Source organism: Pontibacter korlensis (assembly GCF_000973725.1).
In the GTDB taxonomy this organism is placed as follows: domain Bacteria; phylum Bacteroidota; class Bacteroidia; order Cytophagales; family Hymenobacteraceae; genus Pontibacter; species Pontibacter korlensis.
The window spans coordinates 4047661-4064966 of record NZ_CP009621.1 but is presented as its reverse complement, the minus strand read 5'-3'; the positions used below and the strand labels follow the sequence as shown (position 1 = coordinate 4064966).

17 protein-coding genes are annotated in these 17306 nt (G+C 44.3%); 9 read left to right on the top strand and 8 right to left on the bottom strand.

All coding sequences use genetic code 11. From position 1 onward, the window contains the following. Positions 1-195 precede the first annotated feature (195 nt). The 7 genes from PKOR_RS17490 (at position 196) to PKOR_RS26140 (ending at position 6226) form a co-directional block, all read left to right on the top strand. Positions 196-777 (top strand): hypothetical protein, encoded by a 582-nt coding sequence (locus tag PKOR_RS17490; RefSeq protein WP_046312421.1) that lies wholly within the window; start codon positions 196-198, stop codon positions 775-777. A gap of 211 nt (positions 778-988) precedes the next feature. Beyond that, complete coding sequence (locus PKOR_RS17485) at positions 989-1483, top strand: DUF4920 domain-containing protein (RefSeq protein WP_046312420.1); 495 nt, start codon at positions 989-991, stop codon at positions 1481-1483. Positions 1484-1836: 353 nt separating this feature from the next. After that, a complete protein-coding gene (locus tag PKOR_RS17480) occupies positions 1837-3582 on the top strand; it encodes a glycoside hydrolase family 13 protein (RefSeq protein ID WP_235336678.1) in 1746 nt (581 codons plus the stop codon). 268 nt (positions 3583-3850) lie between these two features. Further along, a complete protein-coding gene (locus PKOR_RS17475) occupies positions 3851-4918 on the top strand; it encodes a mechanosensitive ion channel family protein (protein WP_046312418.1) in 1068 nt (355 codons plus the stop codon). Between the two features lie 170 nt (positions 4919-5088). Beyond that, positions 5089-5463: a helix-turn-helix domain-containing protein gene (locus PKOR_RS23660; protein ID WP_158453795.1), complete on the top strand. Its 375-nt coding sequence runs from the start codon at positions 5089-5091 to the stop codon at positions 5461-5463. A gap of 9 nt (positions 5464-5472) precedes the next feature. Continuing rightward, entirely contained in the window at positions 5473-6108 is a 636-nt protein-coding gene (locus tag PKOR_RS23655; RefSeq protein WP_084694828.1) for an RNA-guided endonuclease TnpB family protein, read from the top strand. Beyond that, the gene (locus tag PKOR_RS26140) at positions 6065-6226 is read left to right on the top strand and encodes a zinc ribbon domain-containing protein (protein WP_084694827.1); all 162 of its coding nucleotides are present in this window, start codon (positions 6065-6067) and stop codon (positions 6224-6226) included. The genes PKOR_RS23655 and PKOR_RS26140 overlap by 44 nt, the downstream gene beginning before the upstream one ends. Positions 6227-6367: 141 nt before the next feature. Here PKOR_RS26140 and PKOR_RS17465 read toward each other — a convergent pair whose 3' ends face one another. Further along, a complete protein-coding gene (locus PKOR_RS17465) occupies positions 6368-8800 on the bottom strand; it encodes a TonB-dependent receptor (RefSeq protein ID WP_046312417.1) in 2433 nt (810 codons plus the stop codon). Positions 8801-9085: 285 nt separating this feature from the next. Between PKOR_RS17465 and PKOR_RS23650 the strand changes: the two genes are divergently transcribed. Then, positions 9086-10147: a sensor histidine kinase gene (locus PKOR_RS23650; RefSeq protein ID WP_052738932.1), complete on the top strand. Its 1062-nt coding sequence runs from the start codon at positions 9086-9088 to the stop codon at positions 10145-10147. Next, positions 10122-10880, top strand: a complete 759-nt coding sequence (locus tag PKOR_RS17455) for a LytR/AlgR family response regulator transcription factor (RefSeq protein ID WP_046312416.1) — start codon at positions 10122-10124, stop codon at positions 10878-10880. The genes PKOR_RS23650 and PKOR_RS17455 overlap by 26 nt, the downstream gene beginning before the upstream one ends. 67 nt (positions 10881-10947) lie before the next feature. Here PKOR_RS17455 and PKOR_RS17450 read toward each other — a convergent pair whose 3' ends face one another. From PKOR_RS17450 to PKOR_RS17420, 7 genes are all read right to left on the bottom strand, one after another. Then, the gene (locus PKOR_RS17450) at positions 10948-12225 is read right to left on the bottom strand and encodes an SdiA-regulated domain-containing protein (protein WP_046312415.1); all 1278 of its coding nucleotides are present in this window, start codon (positions 12223-12225) and stop codon (positions 10948-10950) included. Positions 12226-12313: 88 nt separating this feature from the next. Continuing rightward, a complete protein-coding gene (locus tag PKOR_RS17445; protein WP_046312414.1) occupies positions 12314-13576 on the bottom strand; it encodes a sensor histidine kinase in 1263 nt (420 codons plus the stop codon). Then, positions 13573-14250 carry a response regulator transcription factor gene (locus PKOR_RS17440; RefSeq protein ID WP_046312413.1) on the bottom strand — a complete coding sequence of 226 codons (678 nt, stop codon included), beginning with the start codon at positions 14248-14250 and terminating at the stop codon, positions 13573-13575. The genes PKOR_RS17445 and PKOR_RS17440 overlap by 4 nt, the downstream gene beginning before the upstream one ends. A gap of 127 nt (positions 14251-14377) precedes the next feature. Further along, positions 14378-15460 (bottom strand): ACR3 family arsenite efflux transporter, encoded by a 1083-nt coding sequence (gene arsB, locus PKOR_RS17435; protein ID WP_046312412.1) that lies wholly within the window; start codon positions 15458-15460, stop codon positions 14378-14380. 25 nt (positions 15461-15485) lie between these two features. Beyond that, positions 15486-16253, bottom strand: a complete 768-nt coding sequence (locus PKOR_RS17430) for a metallophosphoesterase family protein (protein ID WP_046312411.1) — start codon at positions 16251-16253, stop codon at positions 15486-15488. Between the two features lie 62 nt (positions 16254-16315). Further along, on the bottom strand, positions 16316-16849 hold the full coding sequence (locus PKOR_RS17425; protein ID WP_158453793.1) for an ArsI/CadI family heavy metal resistance metalloenzyme: 534 nt from the start codon (positions 16847-16849) through the stop codon (positions 16316-16318). A gap of 28 nt (positions 16850-16877) precedes the next feature. Then, positions 16878-17219 carry an ArsR/SmtB family transcription factor gene (locus PKOR_RS17420; RefSeq protein WP_046312410.1) on the bottom strand — a complete coding sequence of 114 codons (342 nt, stop codon included), beginning with the start codon at positions 17217-17219 and terminating at the stop codon, positions 16878-16880. Positions 17220-17306 lie beyond the last annotated feature (87 nt).

The window sequence follows — 17306 nt, the reverse complement described above, 5'->3', positions numbered from 1 at the left end:
ATTTATACTTTTACAGCCCAGTTATAGTTTTGTAAAAGGCATGTTAATTTATGCTGCTACCTTATCCTCTTGTTTAACAACTGAAGAAACCTTTTGTTGTACCAAATCTTACAGTTAAAGTATAGCCAATTGCATACCACCATTGTAACATCTTTTGCGTTATAGGATTGATTATTACCACTAAACACATTCCTTATGAAGCAAAAGTTACACCCGATATACCTCCTGTTATTGTCATTACTAATCCTGCAAAATAACCAGGCAGAAGCACAAATAAACCGGACACCTTATACCGGCAGCAACAGAGTTTTAGTGGCATTAGAGGGTACAGAGAGTCGGTACGAGTTTATGTCTGACCAGATGTTGGTACGCTACAACAGGGAGAATCAACAACTAGAATGCATTTTACCTGTCTCTACCCTGGTGCCGCTTCATGATACCATACCTGCCAACATGGCAAATGAAGTGTTATTTGAGGCGAAGTATCCTCAGCTGTTTATAAGTATGGCAGCACCCGTTCAGGAGATCAACGCAGGAAATCTCTCCCCCGAAACAATGAGACGCACCACTTCCATTAGACTTCAGGGCATCACAAACCAGGCTGTTCTTCCTGTAAGCTTTATAACCGAAAGCCGGTCCTTGTACTTTTCTACCTCTTTCGACCTGATGCTGGATAATTTTCAGGCTTCACTCCCTGTTGCATACCTGCCACTTCTAACAGGGCGTATATTCATTACCATTGATCGGGCTAGGCTGGTAGACCTCGAACCACGTTAATAAATGATTTTGTACTCTTGAAGCTATACTTAATCAAAAAAAGCGTAAGCATTTATCTTCATGATCTATATGTTCATGTTACCCCAAAATAAAAACCCTTACAATCTATTCTGCTCTAAATTCAACAAATCTTAAAGAGTATCTGCACAGCCCCTTGTTCTATCAAGAGGATGGCTTAATTTTGATTAACTAACAATCTAAAACGGCTATAATGAAAAAAAATCTCTGTCTTTTACTTGCAATTGCTCTACTACAAGGTTGTAATCAGAAGCAGCCTATAGCAGAGGAAGGAACAATAGAACAAGCAGCCAACACTAGCACTACGTATGGGGCCGCCTTCGAAGAAGAAAATGTGATTCCTGCCTCTGAGCTGGTAAAGGCTGTAGCTGACAAAGACTCTTTACAGGCTACCGTAGCGGCAGAGATAAAGGAAAGCTGCCAGGCCAAGGGCTGTTGGATGGATGTTAAGCTTGCCGATAGCAGCAACATGAAAGTTACCTTCCGCGACTATGGTTTCTTTGTACCGTTAGAGAACCTGGAGGGGCGACAAGTGGTGTTTACAGGAACGGCAAAGAGAGAGGTAATTTCAGTAGAAGACCAGCGTCATTATGCTAAGGATGCCGGAAAATCGGAGGCTGAGATTGCTGCCATAACAGCACCTAAAGAAGAGCTTCGTTTTATTGCAGACGGAATTATACTCAAGTAGCTACTGAACAGACTAAATGAACAGGCTTCCAGATCGGTAAGCCTGTTTTTATTTAGGCAGATCTGAAATACTGGTGAAAAATTATCGGCATTAATGTGCTGGGTAACAATTCTTCCCCCATGTTCTGCATGAGGCTTCTTTTCTCTAAGGGGATAAAATAGCTTTTTTGCAGCTATGTATTTAAAACTGCACGTTTAAGCGTATGCAGCTTTTACTAAACCTTATTTATAACAACTCTATTTATGTACCGGAAACAGTTATTTTTACTTTCCCTACTACTCATGCTGCTGCAAACAGCAGCTTTTGCCCAAAATAATAAGCTTCGCGTTGAGCCATCATTTTGGTGGACCGGAATGAAAGATTCAAACCTGCAACTGATGCTGCACGGCAATAACATCAGTACTATGCAGCCTGTCTTCAATTACGCAGGTGTTGAAGTTAAAGATGTAGTCAAAGTAAACAGCCCTAACTACTTGTTCCTTAACTTAAATATTTCTGGTGCTAAACCAGGAAAGTTTAACATTCAGCTCAAGCAAGGCAACAAAACTGTTCACCGCTATTCATATGAGCTGAAGCAAAGGGCTGCCGGATCTGCTAATCGGCAAGGCTTCACAAGCTCAGATGTTATGTACCTGATTACTCCGGATCGTTTTGCCAACGGCAACCCTAAGAACGATTCTGTAAAGGATATGGCGGACAAGCTTAACCGCAACGACAGAAGTGGTAGGCATGGTGGTGACATTGCTGGTATCATCCAGAACTTGGACTATATAAAAGATATGGGCTTTACAGCGCTATGGGTGAACCCTGTACTCGAAAATGATCAGCCAAAAGTTTCTTACCACGGTTACTCTACCACAGACTATTATAAGGTGGACCCACGTTTTGGAAGCAATGAAGAGTACCTTGAGCTTTCTAAACAAGCAAAGCAACGTGATATAAAGTTGGTAATGGACATGGTTTTAAACCACATTGGCTCTAAGCACTGGTGGATGGATGACCTACCCACTGAAGATTGGTTGAACTTCCAGGATGAGTATAAAACCACCAACCACCGCCGCGAGGCCATTCAAGACCCGCATGCCTCTGAGTATGATTACCAGCTGCAAACAGAGGGCTGGTTTGTGGAATCGATGCCAGACCTGAACCAGGAAAATGAGCTTTTGGCAACATACCTTATCCAGAACACGCTGTGGTGGATAGAATATGCAGACTTGGGAGGTATAAGAATGGATACCTACTCCTATCCTGACCCGGAGTTTATGAGCGAATGGACCCGACGCGTAATGGACGAGTATCCTAACTTCAACATCGTGGGCGAAGAGTGGTCTTTAAACCCAGCCATTGTTTCTTACTGGCAGCGGGGCAAAAAGAATTACAACGGTTATGTGTCTTACCTACCAAGCCTGATGGACTTTCCTGTGCAGAATGCAATGGTTGAGGCTCTGCGAGACGATGAAAAGAGCTGGGACACTGGCTGGTTAAAGCTTTACAATACATTAGCAACCGATTTCCTGTACCCAGAGCCGGAGAACCTGGTAGTATTTCCTGACAACCACGACATGGACCGAATATACACCCAGCTTAACCAGGATGCAGATTTGACTAAACAAGCCATTGCCTATATTCTTACAACACGAGGCATTCCACAACTATACTATGGTACTGAGATTCTGATGCACAACAGCGAGAAAGGCGACCATGGTATTATCCGGACGGATTTTCCTGGGGGATGGTCTGGAGACAAGGTAAATGCTTTCACAGGCAAAGGCTTAACAAAGGAGCAGCTGGATATGCAGCAGTATATGAAGAAGCTACTTAACTGGCGAAAGGATGCGAAGGTAATCCATACAGGAAAACTGACGCACTACGCACCATACAAAGGTGTATATGTATACTTCCGCCACAACGGCCCTGAAAAAGTAATGGTTATCTTGAACAAGAACGAGCTGCCATATGAGTTGGAGCTGGAGAAGTTTGCTCCGCAACTGCAGGGCGTCAAACAAACCACCGATGTAATTTCGGGCAAGGCTTATAACCTTAACCAGTCAAAGTTAGCCTTACCGATCAAGGCACCTCTTATCCTGGAACTGAAATAGCTTAAGCATCTCAACAACTCCGGCAAATAAGCCAGGGTTGTTTGTTTAAATAGCTACAACTTATACACTTATCTGTTTTGGGTAAAATAATATATTTAACAGCTTTGGGAGCAACAATGTGTGGATATACAGTTTGCCGTAGTTGCAACTATGCACATCAACATAGAGCTGTTACTATCTTTTCACAGTTTTGTCCGTATGCCTTACTTGTTGTTACACCACTACCTGTTTGGTGGTATCCGTCCTCACTAAAAAAACAGAATGCTTCATGAATGACATTTTGGAAAGGGAATTTTTTCACAACTCTCTACAGACATACTTGATTTTGATAGCCTTCATTATTATTGGTGTTGCGCTCATCAACTTTTTTAAAAACAGTGTCTTAACACGTGTTGCTCGACTTACCGAGAAAACCAGCTCAAACTTTGATAACCACCTTATAGAAAGTATAGATCGCTTTGGTGTACCTGCACTCTATATAGCTTTAGTCTTTGCGGCACTAGATTACCTGGCTCTTCCTGTAAGGGTTAACAACATTATACAGTTTGCCACTACAGTAGCCCTTACCATTCTGGCAATACAGTTTGTATCTAATACTATTCTGCTCTTGCTACGCTCCTACGTTGGCCGGCAAGAAAACGGCGAAGAAAAAGTTAAACAATTAGGTGGTGTCATACTGGTCATTAACATAATTGTCTGGGGCATTGGCTTACTTACGTTACTCGATAACCTTGGCTATGATGTTACGACAGTCGTGGCTGGTTTAGGTATTGGTGGTATAGCTGTGGCCTTAGCCGCTCAGAACATACTTGGCGACCTTTTCAACTACTTTGTAATCTTCTTCGATAGGCCATTTGAGGTTGGGGATTTCATTATTATAGATGATAAGATGGGAGTAGTAGATAAGATCGGAGTTAAAACAACCCGCATCAAAAGCTTATCTGGAGAACAGCTGGTGTTTGCAAATTCAGACCTTACAAACTCCCGGATCCACAATTATAAGCAGATGCAGCAACGCCGGGTGGTCTTTAAGATCAATGTGATTTATCAAACTTCCTATGAGCAGGTAAAAACCATTCCAGGTTTGTTGCGGCAAATTGTGGAAGAGCAGCAGCTTACCCGCTTCGACAGAGCTCATTTTGCCTCCTATGGTGATTCCAGCCTCGACTTTGAGGTAGTTTATTATGTGCTATCATCTGACTACAATGTCTATATGGATACACAGCAAAGCATTAACCTGCGCATATTTGAGGAGTTTCAGCACAGAGGAATTGAGTTCGCCTATCCTACCCGTACCCTCTTTGTTGTTAATGATGAGCAGAACCATCAGCAATAGTTGCAGTAAGGTTGTGTTTTAGCTTGATTTAATGCCTTAAAAGGCGAGCCACTTTAGCAGTAGCTCGCCTTTTTTAGATTATAAAATATTACGATTAAATGCCAAAGAAAGCCCTCGCACTTGGGTCTTTAGCCAAGGGATGAATTCGGCTTTATTCCCCAACGCTTGATGTGGTGCAGCATTCCTTCACTTTTGTTGGGTTCGATCTTACCCTATGTTCTACCGCCTGCACTTGCCGGCTGTTACCTTTGCTGCAGCAAACATGCCCTGCACCGGGCAAGGCGCCAGAAGAACCAGTGAACCAGATCAAGACATACCGTTTCAAACTCAAACCCACCAGGGCGCAGGCACAGACTTTCGCCCAGTGGCTCGGTTCGTGCCGGTATGTCTACAACCTGTGTCTGGACTACAAGAGGCAACTCTACTCGAACCACCAGCTTTCCATCAGCAAGAACCAGATGCAGCAAGAGCTCTCTGCTATCGCCAGGGACGTGGAATGGATCGGGTGCGTGCACTCTTTAGACACTGCAGGAAGTGACCGATAGGCTCTTCAAATCCTACGAAGGTTTCTTCAAGCAGGGCAAGGGATTCCCCAGGTTCCCCAGGTTCGCCAGTATCGCTCCTTCACCTACAAGCAGGGGGTGAAGCTGCACGAGAATACCTGTACAGTCCAGCTACCTAAGATCGGGAAGGTGAAATACCGCAAGTCACAGGATGTGCAGGGGGTTATCAGGACAGGCAGCGTTGTCAAGGAAGCAGATGGGTGGCATGTGACCCTGTGCTGTGAGGTGGAGATAGCACCGCTTCCACAAACCGATAGCGTGGTAGGTTTGGATGTTGGTATAAAATCCTTCGTTGTCACGTCTGATGGTGTTGTTGTAGACAATCCTAAACACCTATACCGCTATCAGCACCAGTTAAGGAGAGCGCAACGTGCTGTATCGAGGAAGAAGAAAGGTAGTAGCAACAGGCGAAAGGCTGCCGCAAAGCTGGCCAGGTTGCACCTGAAAGTCAGCAACACCCGCAAGGACTTCCACCATAAACTCAGCACGCAACTCATTCGCGAGAGCCAAGCGATTGTTGTTGAACAGCTTCAAATACAGCATATGGTTCAGAACCACAAGTTAGCCAAATCAATATCGGACGCTGGATGGTATCAGTTCGTGCAGATGCTGGAATACAAGTCCTGAGTGGTATGGTCGGGAGCTTGTGAAGGTAGCCCCAAACCATACTTCTCAGGATTGCTGGGTTTGTGGTTGGCGTAACACCGACCTGAAACTATCAGACAGGTATTGGACCCAGAGCTAACGGACATGTCCTGGACAGGGATGTGAACGCAGCTAGTAATATAAGAAATAAGGCGGTCGGGCAGACCGTTTCAGCTTGGGAGATATACGGTCGCAGTAGCCAGGTAGCCCAAGAATCCCACCTGCTTTAGCGGTGGGAATGTCAATTACCTCCTGCTCTATTTACCTCGTCTAGATTAACGTTCCTCTTACTAGCTTTGAACTCTGCCCCCTTACTAAAACGATAGCGAAGATTTACCCTGAAGCTTTGTGAACCTGTGTATTGTTTGGAGGCTATAATGTTCCCATTGATGTTCGTACCGCCCTTAATTCTGCGTGTCTTAAAGATGTCCGTTATACTTAAGCCAACATCCAGTTTATCATTAAAGAAGGATCGCTTCAAACCAGCATCTATACCCCAATTAGCATCGATATGATACATACCATAGGCTACGGGACCCTGATAAGCAGCATTTAGCTCCAGCCGTACTTCTTTAGGCAATTGAACATGGTGGCTCGATTGCACAGAGAATGTGAGCTGCTCATTTTCCAGCGTCATGTCTTCTATTTCTTTGCTAAAGTGCTGGTAAGCAAGAGTAGCACTGTTGTTCATCTGCCATCTCACGGAAACCTGTATAGGTGCCACCAGTGTCGCGTTCCATGTTTTCAGGTCCTCTACATTCTGCTGCATAAAAACTGTTGTTTTAGCTTCAGGATCCTGCTCGGGAATCTCAGTCATGTAATCTTTAGTGACAGCATAGCCAAGTGTAAAACTGTAGGCTTGATTTACTACCTGTGTTACTGCAAAAGAGTTAGTATACTGCGGCTTTAAGCCTGTGTTGCCAGTAACCCAGGTATATGGGTCCAGGTAAAATATGAAGGGGTTCAGGGCGCCATAGCGTGGCCTGTTTATACTTCTGTTGTAGCTGTAATTGATCTGGTAGTTGTTGCTTATCGTCTGTTGAAAAGAAAGGCTTGGGAACAAGTCGAGGTACGATCTTTCAGACTTCTGATTTAAAGTAGTTGAGTTTCCTGTGGCCTTTGTCTGCTCAGCACGTAAGCCGGCATTTATTTTCCACTTCTCTCCTAGCTGTGTTGCATAAGAAGCGTATGCCGCGTAAATGTTCTCTTTATAGATGAAATGGCTGCTTTTAGTATCATTCAATGTTTTTTTGCCATCAAATACACTATAGAACTGTAGCTCATTATCAGCAACCACATGGCTAACCTTGGCACCCAGATCTAATTTGCCCGCCTTACCTATCCGTTTAGAGAAATCAGCTTTGGCAGAGTATATATCGTAGCTATTAGGGTTATCAGTTAACAGTTGCTCCACCAACACGAAAGAGTCGGTGCCCAGGCTATCCCAATGGTTCAGGAAGGATGCTCTATCTTGGCTCTTTAGCCTCACATAGTCCAGATCAAACAAAAGGATTGATCCCAATGTGTCAAGCTTGCCTAGGTAGTGTAGGTTAATCGTGCTGTTGGTATTAGCAGACTTGGAAATATTTCGTGCATCAATAAAGATATCCTCCGCTGTGTCACCATTATGCAGCAGTGCTTTTGTTCTCAGATTATCCTCCGTCTTATAAATAGAAATACCTGCGAGTAGTCCCAGGGAGTGGTTTTTGTTCAGCTCATAGTCTGTTCCGAAACGCATGGTTGGAACAAAACGAGTACCTTCTTCACGTATGTTCTGGTTCAAACGGCTGTCTTTTTGCCCATCAAACTCACGCTGCATTAGATTTGTGCGGAAGTGGGTTCTTTCTGCAACATCTACAGTAGCATAAGAACTCCAGGCTTTAAGCTTATAGTTGATCTCAGCCCCTGCCGTGTAACCATGCAACTCACTGTACCTGTAGCCACCATACACACTGCCATTAAACCCTGTCCCTTCATGTTTTTTCAGGTTGATGTTAATGACACCGGCTCCACCTTCAGCATCATACTTAGCAGAAGTGTTTGCTCTAATCTCCAGATCCTTGATGTTATCGGCTGACATGCTCTGTAGCAGGTTTTGCAGCTCTTTTCCGCTTAGGTAAGACATTTTACCGTTGATCATGATTTGTACTCCGGCCTTACCGTTCAGCTTTATGTTTCCGTCCTGGTCTACCCACACACCTGGAGACTTGGAGAGTACTTCGTAAGCGGTACTGCCACCTGCAAGTGCAGTATTCTCAACACTAACCACAACTTTATCGGCATAGGCTACTACTGTTGGGCGCATGGCCTGGACTGTTACCTCTTGCAGCAGCTGTGCATCCTCTTGCATTATCAGCGTACCGAAGTCTCTGCCAGGACTCGCAGCAGTAATCTCAAACCCGGCAGTTAGTAATGTTTGATACCCGACCATGCTGATCTTTAATTTATACTTGCCAGGAGACGGAGTTGCAATTACAAAGCGTCCCTCTATATCGGCAATTGCCCCTGTCACTACGGCACTGTCCGCAGCCTTAACCACGGCTACATTAACAAAACCAAGGGGCTGATTTCTACCATCCAAAACCTGCCCTTTCAAGGAGCCATCCTTTGCCGCAAGTGCCTGATTGGTCAGGCTGAGAAGTAAAAGGAAAATCAAAATGTGTAAAGATTTCATAGTTATATAGCTTTAAGGATTTACAACCTGTAAGGCAGTTTTGCTGCCGACAGTACAAAGGTGTGGTACCCAAAGCCTATATGAAATCAGGTTCTGATGAAATGGGATAAGTGCCTACTGAAATGGGATATCGGGTAGATGAAACGGAGATACGGTTTTTAGCTTGATTGATATAGAAGCAACAGAGAGCAGCAAAGCTACTTGTATACCTTATGGTTGGTTTGTAATAAGCTGTAGAATTCTTTACTTGTACAGCAGAAACCACAAAATAAAAAGGATTCAGGAATGCCTTTAAAATTCAGCTCAGTTGGTAGAAAAGCAGGGATAGCAGCACTTACAGCTATAGCCTTCTACTATACCTTTGTTTTTATAAACCTTGGCACCATTTGGGTTTTAAATATGGGCATCTTGAAAGAACTCATACTAGTATTCCTGTTTTTACTATCCACCTTCTGGATGCATGAGCATATTTCTAGGTTCTTCAGCTCAAAACTTTTTCCTGGACTCCCATCCTACCTAAGTGATGCTATTGAAGCAGCAACTGTTATAGCTGTATGCCTGCTGCTGTGTTTAGTGGTTGTCTACATACCCACCTATGTGTTGTACCCTGAGATGGAGATCTTGCCAATTCGGGTAAGGATCGGTACTACAGTAGGTGCTATCATATCTTTATTCTTCTACTACTTTGTACAACGGCATCGGGAGCGAAAGCAGCTTCAGGAAGAGTTTATAAGGTCAGAACAGTTGCAGAAGGAAAGCTTTAAGGCACAGCTGGAAACGTTAAAGACTCAGGTAAATCCACACTTTCTGTTTAATAGCTTAAATATATTAAACTCTTTAATTTATAAAAACCAGAACCAGGCAGCACAGTTTCTGGAGCAGCTATCGGAGGTATACCGGGCGCTGCTGGATAACGGACAGAAAACACTGGTGTCTTTACAAACGGAGTTGAAATTAGCGGAAGCATACATGTACTTAATGAAAACCCGCTTTGGAAGTAAAGTTGAATTTCATTTAGATGTTCCGCAGGAAAGGATGCATTTATCACTTCCGCCTACTTCTTTACAGATGCTCCTGGAGAACGCTATCAAGCATAACGGCTCAACCGCTCAGAGACCTCTACATATACATATCTATACCTCAGAGGAAGCCCTTGTTGTCCAAAACAACCTGCAGCCACGCCTCGAAGAAGTTAAATCAACTCAGTTAGGGCTGGAAAATATAAAAAAGCGCTATGCTTTCCTGACTGATCGAGAGGTAGAAATAATACAGAATGAGGATGAATTTATTGTTAAACTTCCTTTGCTAAAAATTGAGCAGTATGAAAATAGCTATCATCGAGGATGAGGATATTGCAGCCGAAGCGTTGGGTGCAATCATAGAGAAGTTACGCCCACAGGCTGAGGTGCTGGCCATACTTCCCTCCGTAGAGGAAGCAGTAGAATGGCTAACGCTTCAGCCTAGCCCCGACCTCCTCTTTTGTGACATACACCTTTCAGATGGCAACAGCTTTGAAATCTTCCGGCAAGTGGAGGTCAAATGTTCAGTCATCTTTACGACGGCCTATAACCAGTATGCTATAGAGGCATTTAAGGTAAACAGCATCGACTATTTACTTAAGCCAATTAAGCCAGTTGATGTTGCCAAAGCACTTAAAAAACATGAGGAGTTGCAGCACCAGGCTCTGACACAGCAATTGAGCAATTTAAACCAGTTGGTTCAGCAACCATCACAACAGCAGAACCGCTCTCGCTTCCTTGTTAAAATTGGGCAATCTATCAAAGCAGTACCGGTAGAGGAAGTAGCTTATTTCTTAGCTGAAGAGGGTGTTGTTTTCCTGGTGACACATGCAGGAAAGCGCCACATCATCAACTACACTTTAGATCTATTGGAGGAGCAGTTAAATTCTTCTGATTTTTTCAGGGCAAACAGGCACCTGATGGTACACATAAATGCAGTGCAGGAAGTAAAACCCTATTTCAAAGGTCGCCTGGCGCTGGAACTACACCCTAAAGTAAACAGCGAACAAACTGTCAGCAGTAGCCGTGCGGCTGATTTCAAGCAGTGGCTGGATTTATAAAAGTAAAAGCGGGATAAGAGAATTAGCTTCTCTTATCCCGCTTTCAACAACACAAAAACCTATCCTGTTAAAGGCCTCCTTCATACTTAAGAATGACGCCACTGCTGTTCTTATTACCCTCGCTGGCGATGTATAACTCTCCGTTCTGAGTAATGGCCAAGCCTTCTGGCTGCCTGAGCAGGTCTTTATCTAAAGTAGCTGCACGACTTATTTTGCCATTTTTCTCCACTACCATGATTTTTTGGTTCACAGCATCTAGCAGGTAATAATCGCCTGTCTGTGGGTGCACCTCCAAAGAGGAAGGCTGTAGTAAATCATAGCCTTTCTTCTTCTTTCCAGCTGATTTTTTCAGCACCTCCTGGTCCATCGGAATTGTAACCACTGGCTTCGGATTCATTTTACCAGAGGCTAAATCGATGGCATAGATACCTTTGTTTTGGCCAAGACGTTTATCATAGCCCTTACAGGCAATCAAGAGCCGGTTATTTTCCTTATCAAGTGCCAGCCCTTCAGTGTTCTGGCTACCAGCCAAAACGGAAGCATATTTCTTTACCTGTGGCTCGTTAGTAGTAAGGTCAGCTACCTCGAACACAGTACCATCACTCCGTAGGATATAAGCCTTTTTACCATCTACGGCTATACCTTCATAGTCTCCAGGGCTGCCGAACCTGACTTGGCCCTCAATTTTCTTAGAGTCCAGGTTAAAGATAAATATGGTACCCTGTTCATCCTGCACACAGGCCATACGGCCATCTGGCAAGAAGGCTATACCTGATACTTCCTTCAGCCTAGACGGCAGCTCCCATTTTGTTACGGGCTTAGCAAAGGCATTTTCATTAAGCGTGGCAGCACCAAAAGAGTCTGCAATAGAAGCAAATTGGGCAGAGACTTTACTGTTTTCTATTTCTTCCTGCTTTAGCAGCTGTCCTTTTTCATTGAAAGTCAACTCCAGCTTATCTTTCTGGTAATCCAGTTCAACCACATAGGTAGTCTGCTCTCCTGTCTGAACCCTGCGGGCTTCTTCCAGTTCATACTTGTCGTATTGGCGCTGCATAAGTGCTAACGCCTCCTCTGGAAGGCCTTGACTTTCTATCTCCTCGTCTATTTTTAGCAGCTTCCCCTGCGCGTCAAAATGTGCTGTTCTGGATCTCCCGCTCAGCTCAAAAGCTGCTTGGTAGCCACCTGGGTTCTCATCCCACTTCAGCTTATCTACTGCAGGGTACAAATTGTCAAACTGCGTTTGCACTACTTCCGGCACATCCACGCTTTCCTGAAAGCTATCGCAGGCAGTAGTGCTAAGTGCCAAGGATAAGCCTAATATTATCTTTAGTTTTTTCGTTTTCATTGTAGTCTCATACTCTTGATTATCTTCGTAATTGGGTATACGCGAAGATTTTGAAGAAATTCTGAAGGATATTGAGCTATAGTAGCATTTAGGTAAAATAAACACACAAGCTATGCTCCCCAGCAGAAAAGCTATACTTCGGAATATGGCCGTACAGGTTACAGATTTTTTTTACCAGGGCAAGACCGATTCCTAGCGACTCTACTGTATCGTGGCCGGTATGAAAACGGTTGAACAACCTTTCGGGCTGATCCTGTGGGGCTTCGCCTGTGTTCTTGATACAGAGCTTATGTGATGTAAGTATAACCTTAATGCTGCCGCCTTGATGATTATGCTTGATTGCATTATTGAGGAGGTTCTGAAGCAGTATATCTGCCAGTCCGCTATTCATGTACAAGTATACTTCCTCCAATGCCTCAAGCTCTACCGTTAGGCCGCGCATACTTATGATGTCCTGTAAATGCGTAAGTTGCTCTTGCAATAGCCTGTGTAGAGGCACTTGCTCTTTGCTTTTAAACTCCCTGTTTTCGATGCGGGTAAGCAGAATAAGGGATTTGTTCAGGCGGGCCAGGCGGTTTACAGCACCATACATATCCGATAAGAGTTTGGCCTGCTCCTCCGTCAAGTTTTCTGACTGCATAAACAGCTCCACCTTACTGCTAACTATGGCTAAAGGCGTTTGAATCTCGTGCGACACATTTTCTGTAAACTCCTTCAGATTCAGGTAATCACTATGGATTTTACCTGTCATGCTTTGAAGCACCTGATTCAGCTCTTCAAACTCCTTCGTACTACTAGGCTGCAGCTCAAGAGGCTTCTGCCTGCTTAAGGTATAACTTTTTATCTTTGCCAGTGTATCGTAAAAGTGGCGCCAGGTATACTTGTTAATGTAGTAGTTTACATAAACCAAACCCACCAGCAGCAACAGGAAAATCCAGAACATAGCCAAAACGGTACTTTCGGTCAGGTCCTGAAAATCCATCAAAGATTTAAAGATGGTGTACTCATAAGGTTTTCCCTGACGGTACACCGTAAACGTCAATTGCCGGAAGGGAATATCCTCCTCATCATAGGAGCTATAAATGAGGGTATCGGAAAGCTGCTCCATGATCAGGTTATCTGGATCAGCGTCCCTTACAAGTATAGCCTCGGAAATACCAGAGGTCACATTTGGTAGTCTGTTGTGCTGCCGGATGTAAGAAATGATGTTTTCTTTATCCGTGAAGAGCTGGTCATCTACCTCATCGTAAATTTCCTCGCGAAGCATGAGGTAGAAAGAGGTACCGCCTACTGCAAATACCACCAACGACACTAACAGATAGTATAAACTGGTCTTGGTTAGTACTCTCATGGGCTCGTAAACTTATACCCTAGCCCATAAACGGTATGAATATAGTCTGCGCCGCCTGCCTCTACTATTTTGCGACGCAAATTTTTGATATGCGTGTACACGAAATCCAGAGAATCCAGCATTTCTATGTGGTCCCCCCAGAGGTACTCAGCAATAGACTCTTTTGTGAGAACGCGGTTGCGGTTTGACACAAAGTATAGCAGCAGATCATACTCTTTGCGGGTAAGTGTAAGAGGCTTTCCTGCTACTGTCGCCTCGGCTGCATCAGGCTGCACCTCTACTTCCCCTACGCGCAGCACTTTATGCCCGTTAAAGTTTCTTCGGCGTAGCACAGATTTTATCCTTGCATTGAGCTCAGATAAGTGGAATGGCTTTGTGAGATAGTCGTCTGCTCCTACTTCCAACCCAGTTATTTTATCATCCAGCGCATTCTTAGCCGAAATGATTATAATTCCTGTGTTTTCGTAGTTTTCTTTAAGTGAACGGACAATATTAAGACCGTTACCGTCAGGTAGGGTGAGATCGACCACCACACAGGCGTAGTGGTGGGAAGCTGTTTTAAGAAGTGCACTCTTATAATCTACTGCAGCATCACAGAGATAGCCCTCCTGCCGCAGGTAGGCCACAATAGATTCTTTTAGAGCCTCCTCGTCTTCTATAACAAGTACTTTCATAGATTTCTTCAGAAACGGTAATTTACTGAAGAAGTCTGAAGGAATTCTGTACAAGGAGAGATTTTAGCTACCTCCTATATTTAGGAGATTGATGATACCCACTCAATGCTTATTCTATGCAGGAGCTTTATGAAGTATAAACTTCACCCTCTTTAGGAGTGTAAAAACGTTTGCGAAGCCATTGGGCTACGTTTACCAGAAGGATAAGTGCCGGGACCTCTACCAGTGGCCCTACCACTCCGGCAAAAGCCTGGCCTGAATCAATTCCAAAGACACCTATCGCCACTGCAATAGCTAGTTCAAAATTGTTACCTGCTGCTGTGAAGGAAATGGCCGCGTTCTGAGAATAGTCTGCTCCCACGGCTTTACCTGCAAAAAAGCTTACCAGAAACATAACTGCAAAGTAGATACACAGCGGCACAGCAAGTAGCAGCACATCGAAAGGTATACTTACAATAGTATTGCCCTTAAGGCTGAACATGACCACTATAGTAAACAGTAAGGCAACCAAAGTGATGGGACTAATGGCTGGTAAGAACTTTTGCTGATACCACTCCTCACCTCTCAAGTTCTTGAGCACAAGTCTTGAAATAAAGCCTGCAGCGAAAGGTATGCCTAAGTATATGGCCACACTCTCTGCCACTTCTCCCATACTTATGCTTATCTCCTCCGCTTTGATTCCTAAATAAGGTGGCAGTACTGTGATAAACAGATAGGCAAATAAACTATAGAACAACACCTGAAATATGCTGTTAAAGGCAACCAATCCTGCAGCATATTCCCTGTCACCCTCAGCCAGTTCATTCCATACTATTACCATGGCAATACAACGCGCCAAGCCAATCATGATTAGGCCTACCATGTACTCAGGGTATTCGCGCAGAAACAGAACAGCCAGAGCAAACATTAGTACAGGCCCCACGAGCCAGTTTAGCACCAGCGAGACAGATAGTACCTTAAAATTTCGGAATACTTTCCCCAACTGCTCGTACCTTACTTTTGCCAGCGGCGGGTACATCATCAGGATTAAGCCAAGTGCGATGGGAACATTTGTCGTCCCGCGCTGGAATTGGTTAATAAAGCCTTCTACACCTGGTATAAGATAGCCAAATGCCACGCCCACTCCCATAGCCAGAAATATCCAAAGGGTGAGGTAGCGGTCTAAAAAGGAAAGGCGCTTGCGTTTGTATGTTGGGTTACAAGTAGACATGACACAGAAATAAAAGAGGTAAAGATTAATATGCCTGCCGTAGCATATCGGCAAAGGCATTAGGCAGCGGGCTGTCTTCTACAGCCTTAGCAGCCTGCTCCACATCGTAAGGTACTCGCACAAAGTCTGCTTTAATACTTTCTGCCACGGCAGAGCTACTACGCTCATCCAGCTCTAGCATAACATAACAGGCACGGGTGTCACCGTCTTTTGGTTTGCCCACAGAACCTAAGTTTATGGCGTGCCTAAATACTCCCCCTTCAGATGCTAACTGACGGTGAAAGGGTTTGTGCGTATGCCCAAAGAGCATGATGTCGGCATTAGCCTCCTCCATCATTCGAAGCAGGCTTTTCTCCGGCCTGTCTTCAAACAAGTACTCGTTAATCTTGCGAGGACTGCCATGCACCAGTAGTATACTTAGCTTTTCTCCCTCCTGAGGCTGAAACTCAATTCTTAAGTGGCGCGGTAACTGACGAAGATAGCTTCTGTTATCCTCACTTATTATGCTGTTAGTATAGGCAATAGATTGGTTACCTCTGTCTTTGTCTTCTTCAGTTTTGTAGGCACAGCCACAGTCACCGCTGTTTAGCCCCACTCCCTCATCGTAATTACCTGCTATTGTTGGAATACGGTGTTGCCGGATAAGCTCAACCACTTCGTTTGCCCAAACATTATACCCCACTAGGTCGCCGAGGCAGTATACCATGTCAGGCTGCTTCTGATTCATATCTTGTAGTATAGCCTCAAGAGCAGGCAAATTAGCATGTACGTCACTAAAGAAAGCAATTTTCATATTTCAAGTATGACTAAGAGATATCGTTTATTTATCAGTGGTAATCGAATGTTATCACAGGATTAGCAGCAGCCACTATCAGGTGCGCAGCAAGAAATATTATCGTCAAACATAAAGCTGATATCTGTTAGCTGCACCTTAGGCTTTTCATCCTTAGCTGGTGGCATACAGCAAGCACTTGCATCTGAGAGCTCGTAGTGCGGGTCGTTGAATTCGGCATCTTCATGAAGGTAGTATACCTCCCACTGCACCCCGTCCGGGTCATTAACCCAAAACTTGTCTTGAACAGCATAGCAGCAAGCGGTGCCAATCTCCTCCTTCGAAAGAAGGCCATTGGTTCTTGCTACCTCCAGTCGCTCCTCCAGCTCTTGCTTTGTCTCAACCTGGAAACCTAAGTGGCCGAAGTTCTGCTGTACCCTTTCAGGGTTCTCTACAAAGGAGATAATAAGTGAAGGATTATCGAGAACAAACTTAGCGTAATGTGGCTTAACTTTAACTGGCTCCTGCCCGAAGAATGCGGTATAGAACTCAGCTGTTTTGCTTATGTCGGACACGTAGAGGCTCACGTGCATGCGAGGGAAAACTGAAGTAGTCATAATTTTTACTCTGGTTGATTCCTTATGTTTAGCAACCACACCCATCTGCGCAGCATGTACTCTTTATATTTGAGAGTATTGCTTCTAATAAATGCTTTGCCTTTTCAAATTGATCCTGGTCGATGCAATAACAAACTGTAAGGCCATCTATCTCTCCTTTTATCAGTCCTGCATTTTTAAGCTCCTGCAGATGCTGCGATACAGTAGTGCGGCTTAGCGGCAATGCATTTGAAATGTCGCCTGATATACAGGTTTTGGTTTCTGCAAGGTGCTGTAGTATAGCAATACGGGCCGGGTGAGACAGTACTTTGGCAATACGTGCTACCTCCTGCTGCTCTTGGCTGAACTGTGTGGCTTTAGTATAAGTCATACATTGTGTAGTATGACGTAAACATACGACATAGTTTTCCCGATGTCAAGGACATTAGAATCTTTTTTCTTACCTCTTGTTTTCCCG

What these genes read in the sequence shown, in the direction of transcription:
- PKOR_RS17480 (WP_235336678.1), top strand. Translation starts at nt 1,837, where the DNA reads ATGAAAGATTCAAACCTGCAACTGATGCTGCACGGCAATAACATCAGT.
- PKOR_RS17450 (WP_046312415.1), bottom strand. Translation starts at nt 12,225, where the DNA reads ATGAAAACGAAAAAACTAAAGATAATATTAGGCTTATCCTTGGCACTT.
- PKOR_RS17430 (WP_046312411.1), bottom strand. Translation starts at nt 16,253, where the DNA reads ATGAAAATTGCTTTCTTTAGTGACGTACATGCTAATTTGCCTGCTCTT.
- PKOR_RS23650 (WP_052738932.1), top strand. Translation starts at nt 9,086, where the DNA reads ATGCCTTTAAAATTCAGCTCAGTTGGTAGAAAAGCAGGGATAGCAGCA.
- PKOR_RS17465 (WP_046312417.1), bottom strand. Translation starts at nt 8,800, where the DNA reads ATGAAATCTTTACACATTTTGATTTTCCTTTTACTTCTCAGCCTGACC.
- arsB (WP_046312412.1), bottom strand. Translation starts at nt 15,460, where the DNA reads ATGTCTACTTGTAACCCAACATACAAACGCAAGCGCCTTTCCTTTTTA.
- PKOR_RS17420 (WP_046312410.1), bottom strand. Translation starts at nt 17,219, where the DNA reads ATGACTTATACTAAAGCCACACAGTTCAGCCAAGAGCAGCAGGAGGTA.
- PKOR_RS17490 (WP_046312421.1), top strand. Translation starts at nt 196, where the DNA reads ATGAAGCAAAAGTTACACCCGATATACCTCCTGTTATTGTCATTACTA.
- PKOR_RS17485 (WP_046312420.1), top strand. Translation starts at nt 989, where the DNA reads ATGAAAAAAAATCTCTGTCTTTTACTTGCAATTGCTCTACTACAAGGT.
- PKOR_RS17425 (WP_158453793.1), bottom strand. Translation starts at nt 16,849, where the DNA reads ATGACTACTTCAGTTTTCCCTCGCATGCACGTGAGCCTCTACGTGTCC.
- PKOR_RS17475 (WP_046312418.1), top strand. Translation starts at nt 3,851, where the DNA reads ATGAATGACATTTTGGAAAGGGAATTTTTTCACAACTCTCTACAGACA.
- PKOR_RS17455 (WP_046312416.1), top strand. Translation starts at nt 10,122, where the DNA reads ATGAAAATAGCTATCATCGAGGATGAGGATATTGCAGCCGAAGCGTTG.
- PKOR_RS17440 (WP_046312413.1), bottom strand. Translation starts at nt 14,250, where the DNA reads ATGAAAGTACTTGTTATAGAAGACGAGGAGGCTCTAAAAGAATCTATT.
- PKOR_RS17445 (WP_046312414.1), bottom strand. Translation starts at nt 13,576, where the DNA reads ATGAGAGTACTAACCAAGACCAGTTTATACTATCTGTTAGTGTCGTTG.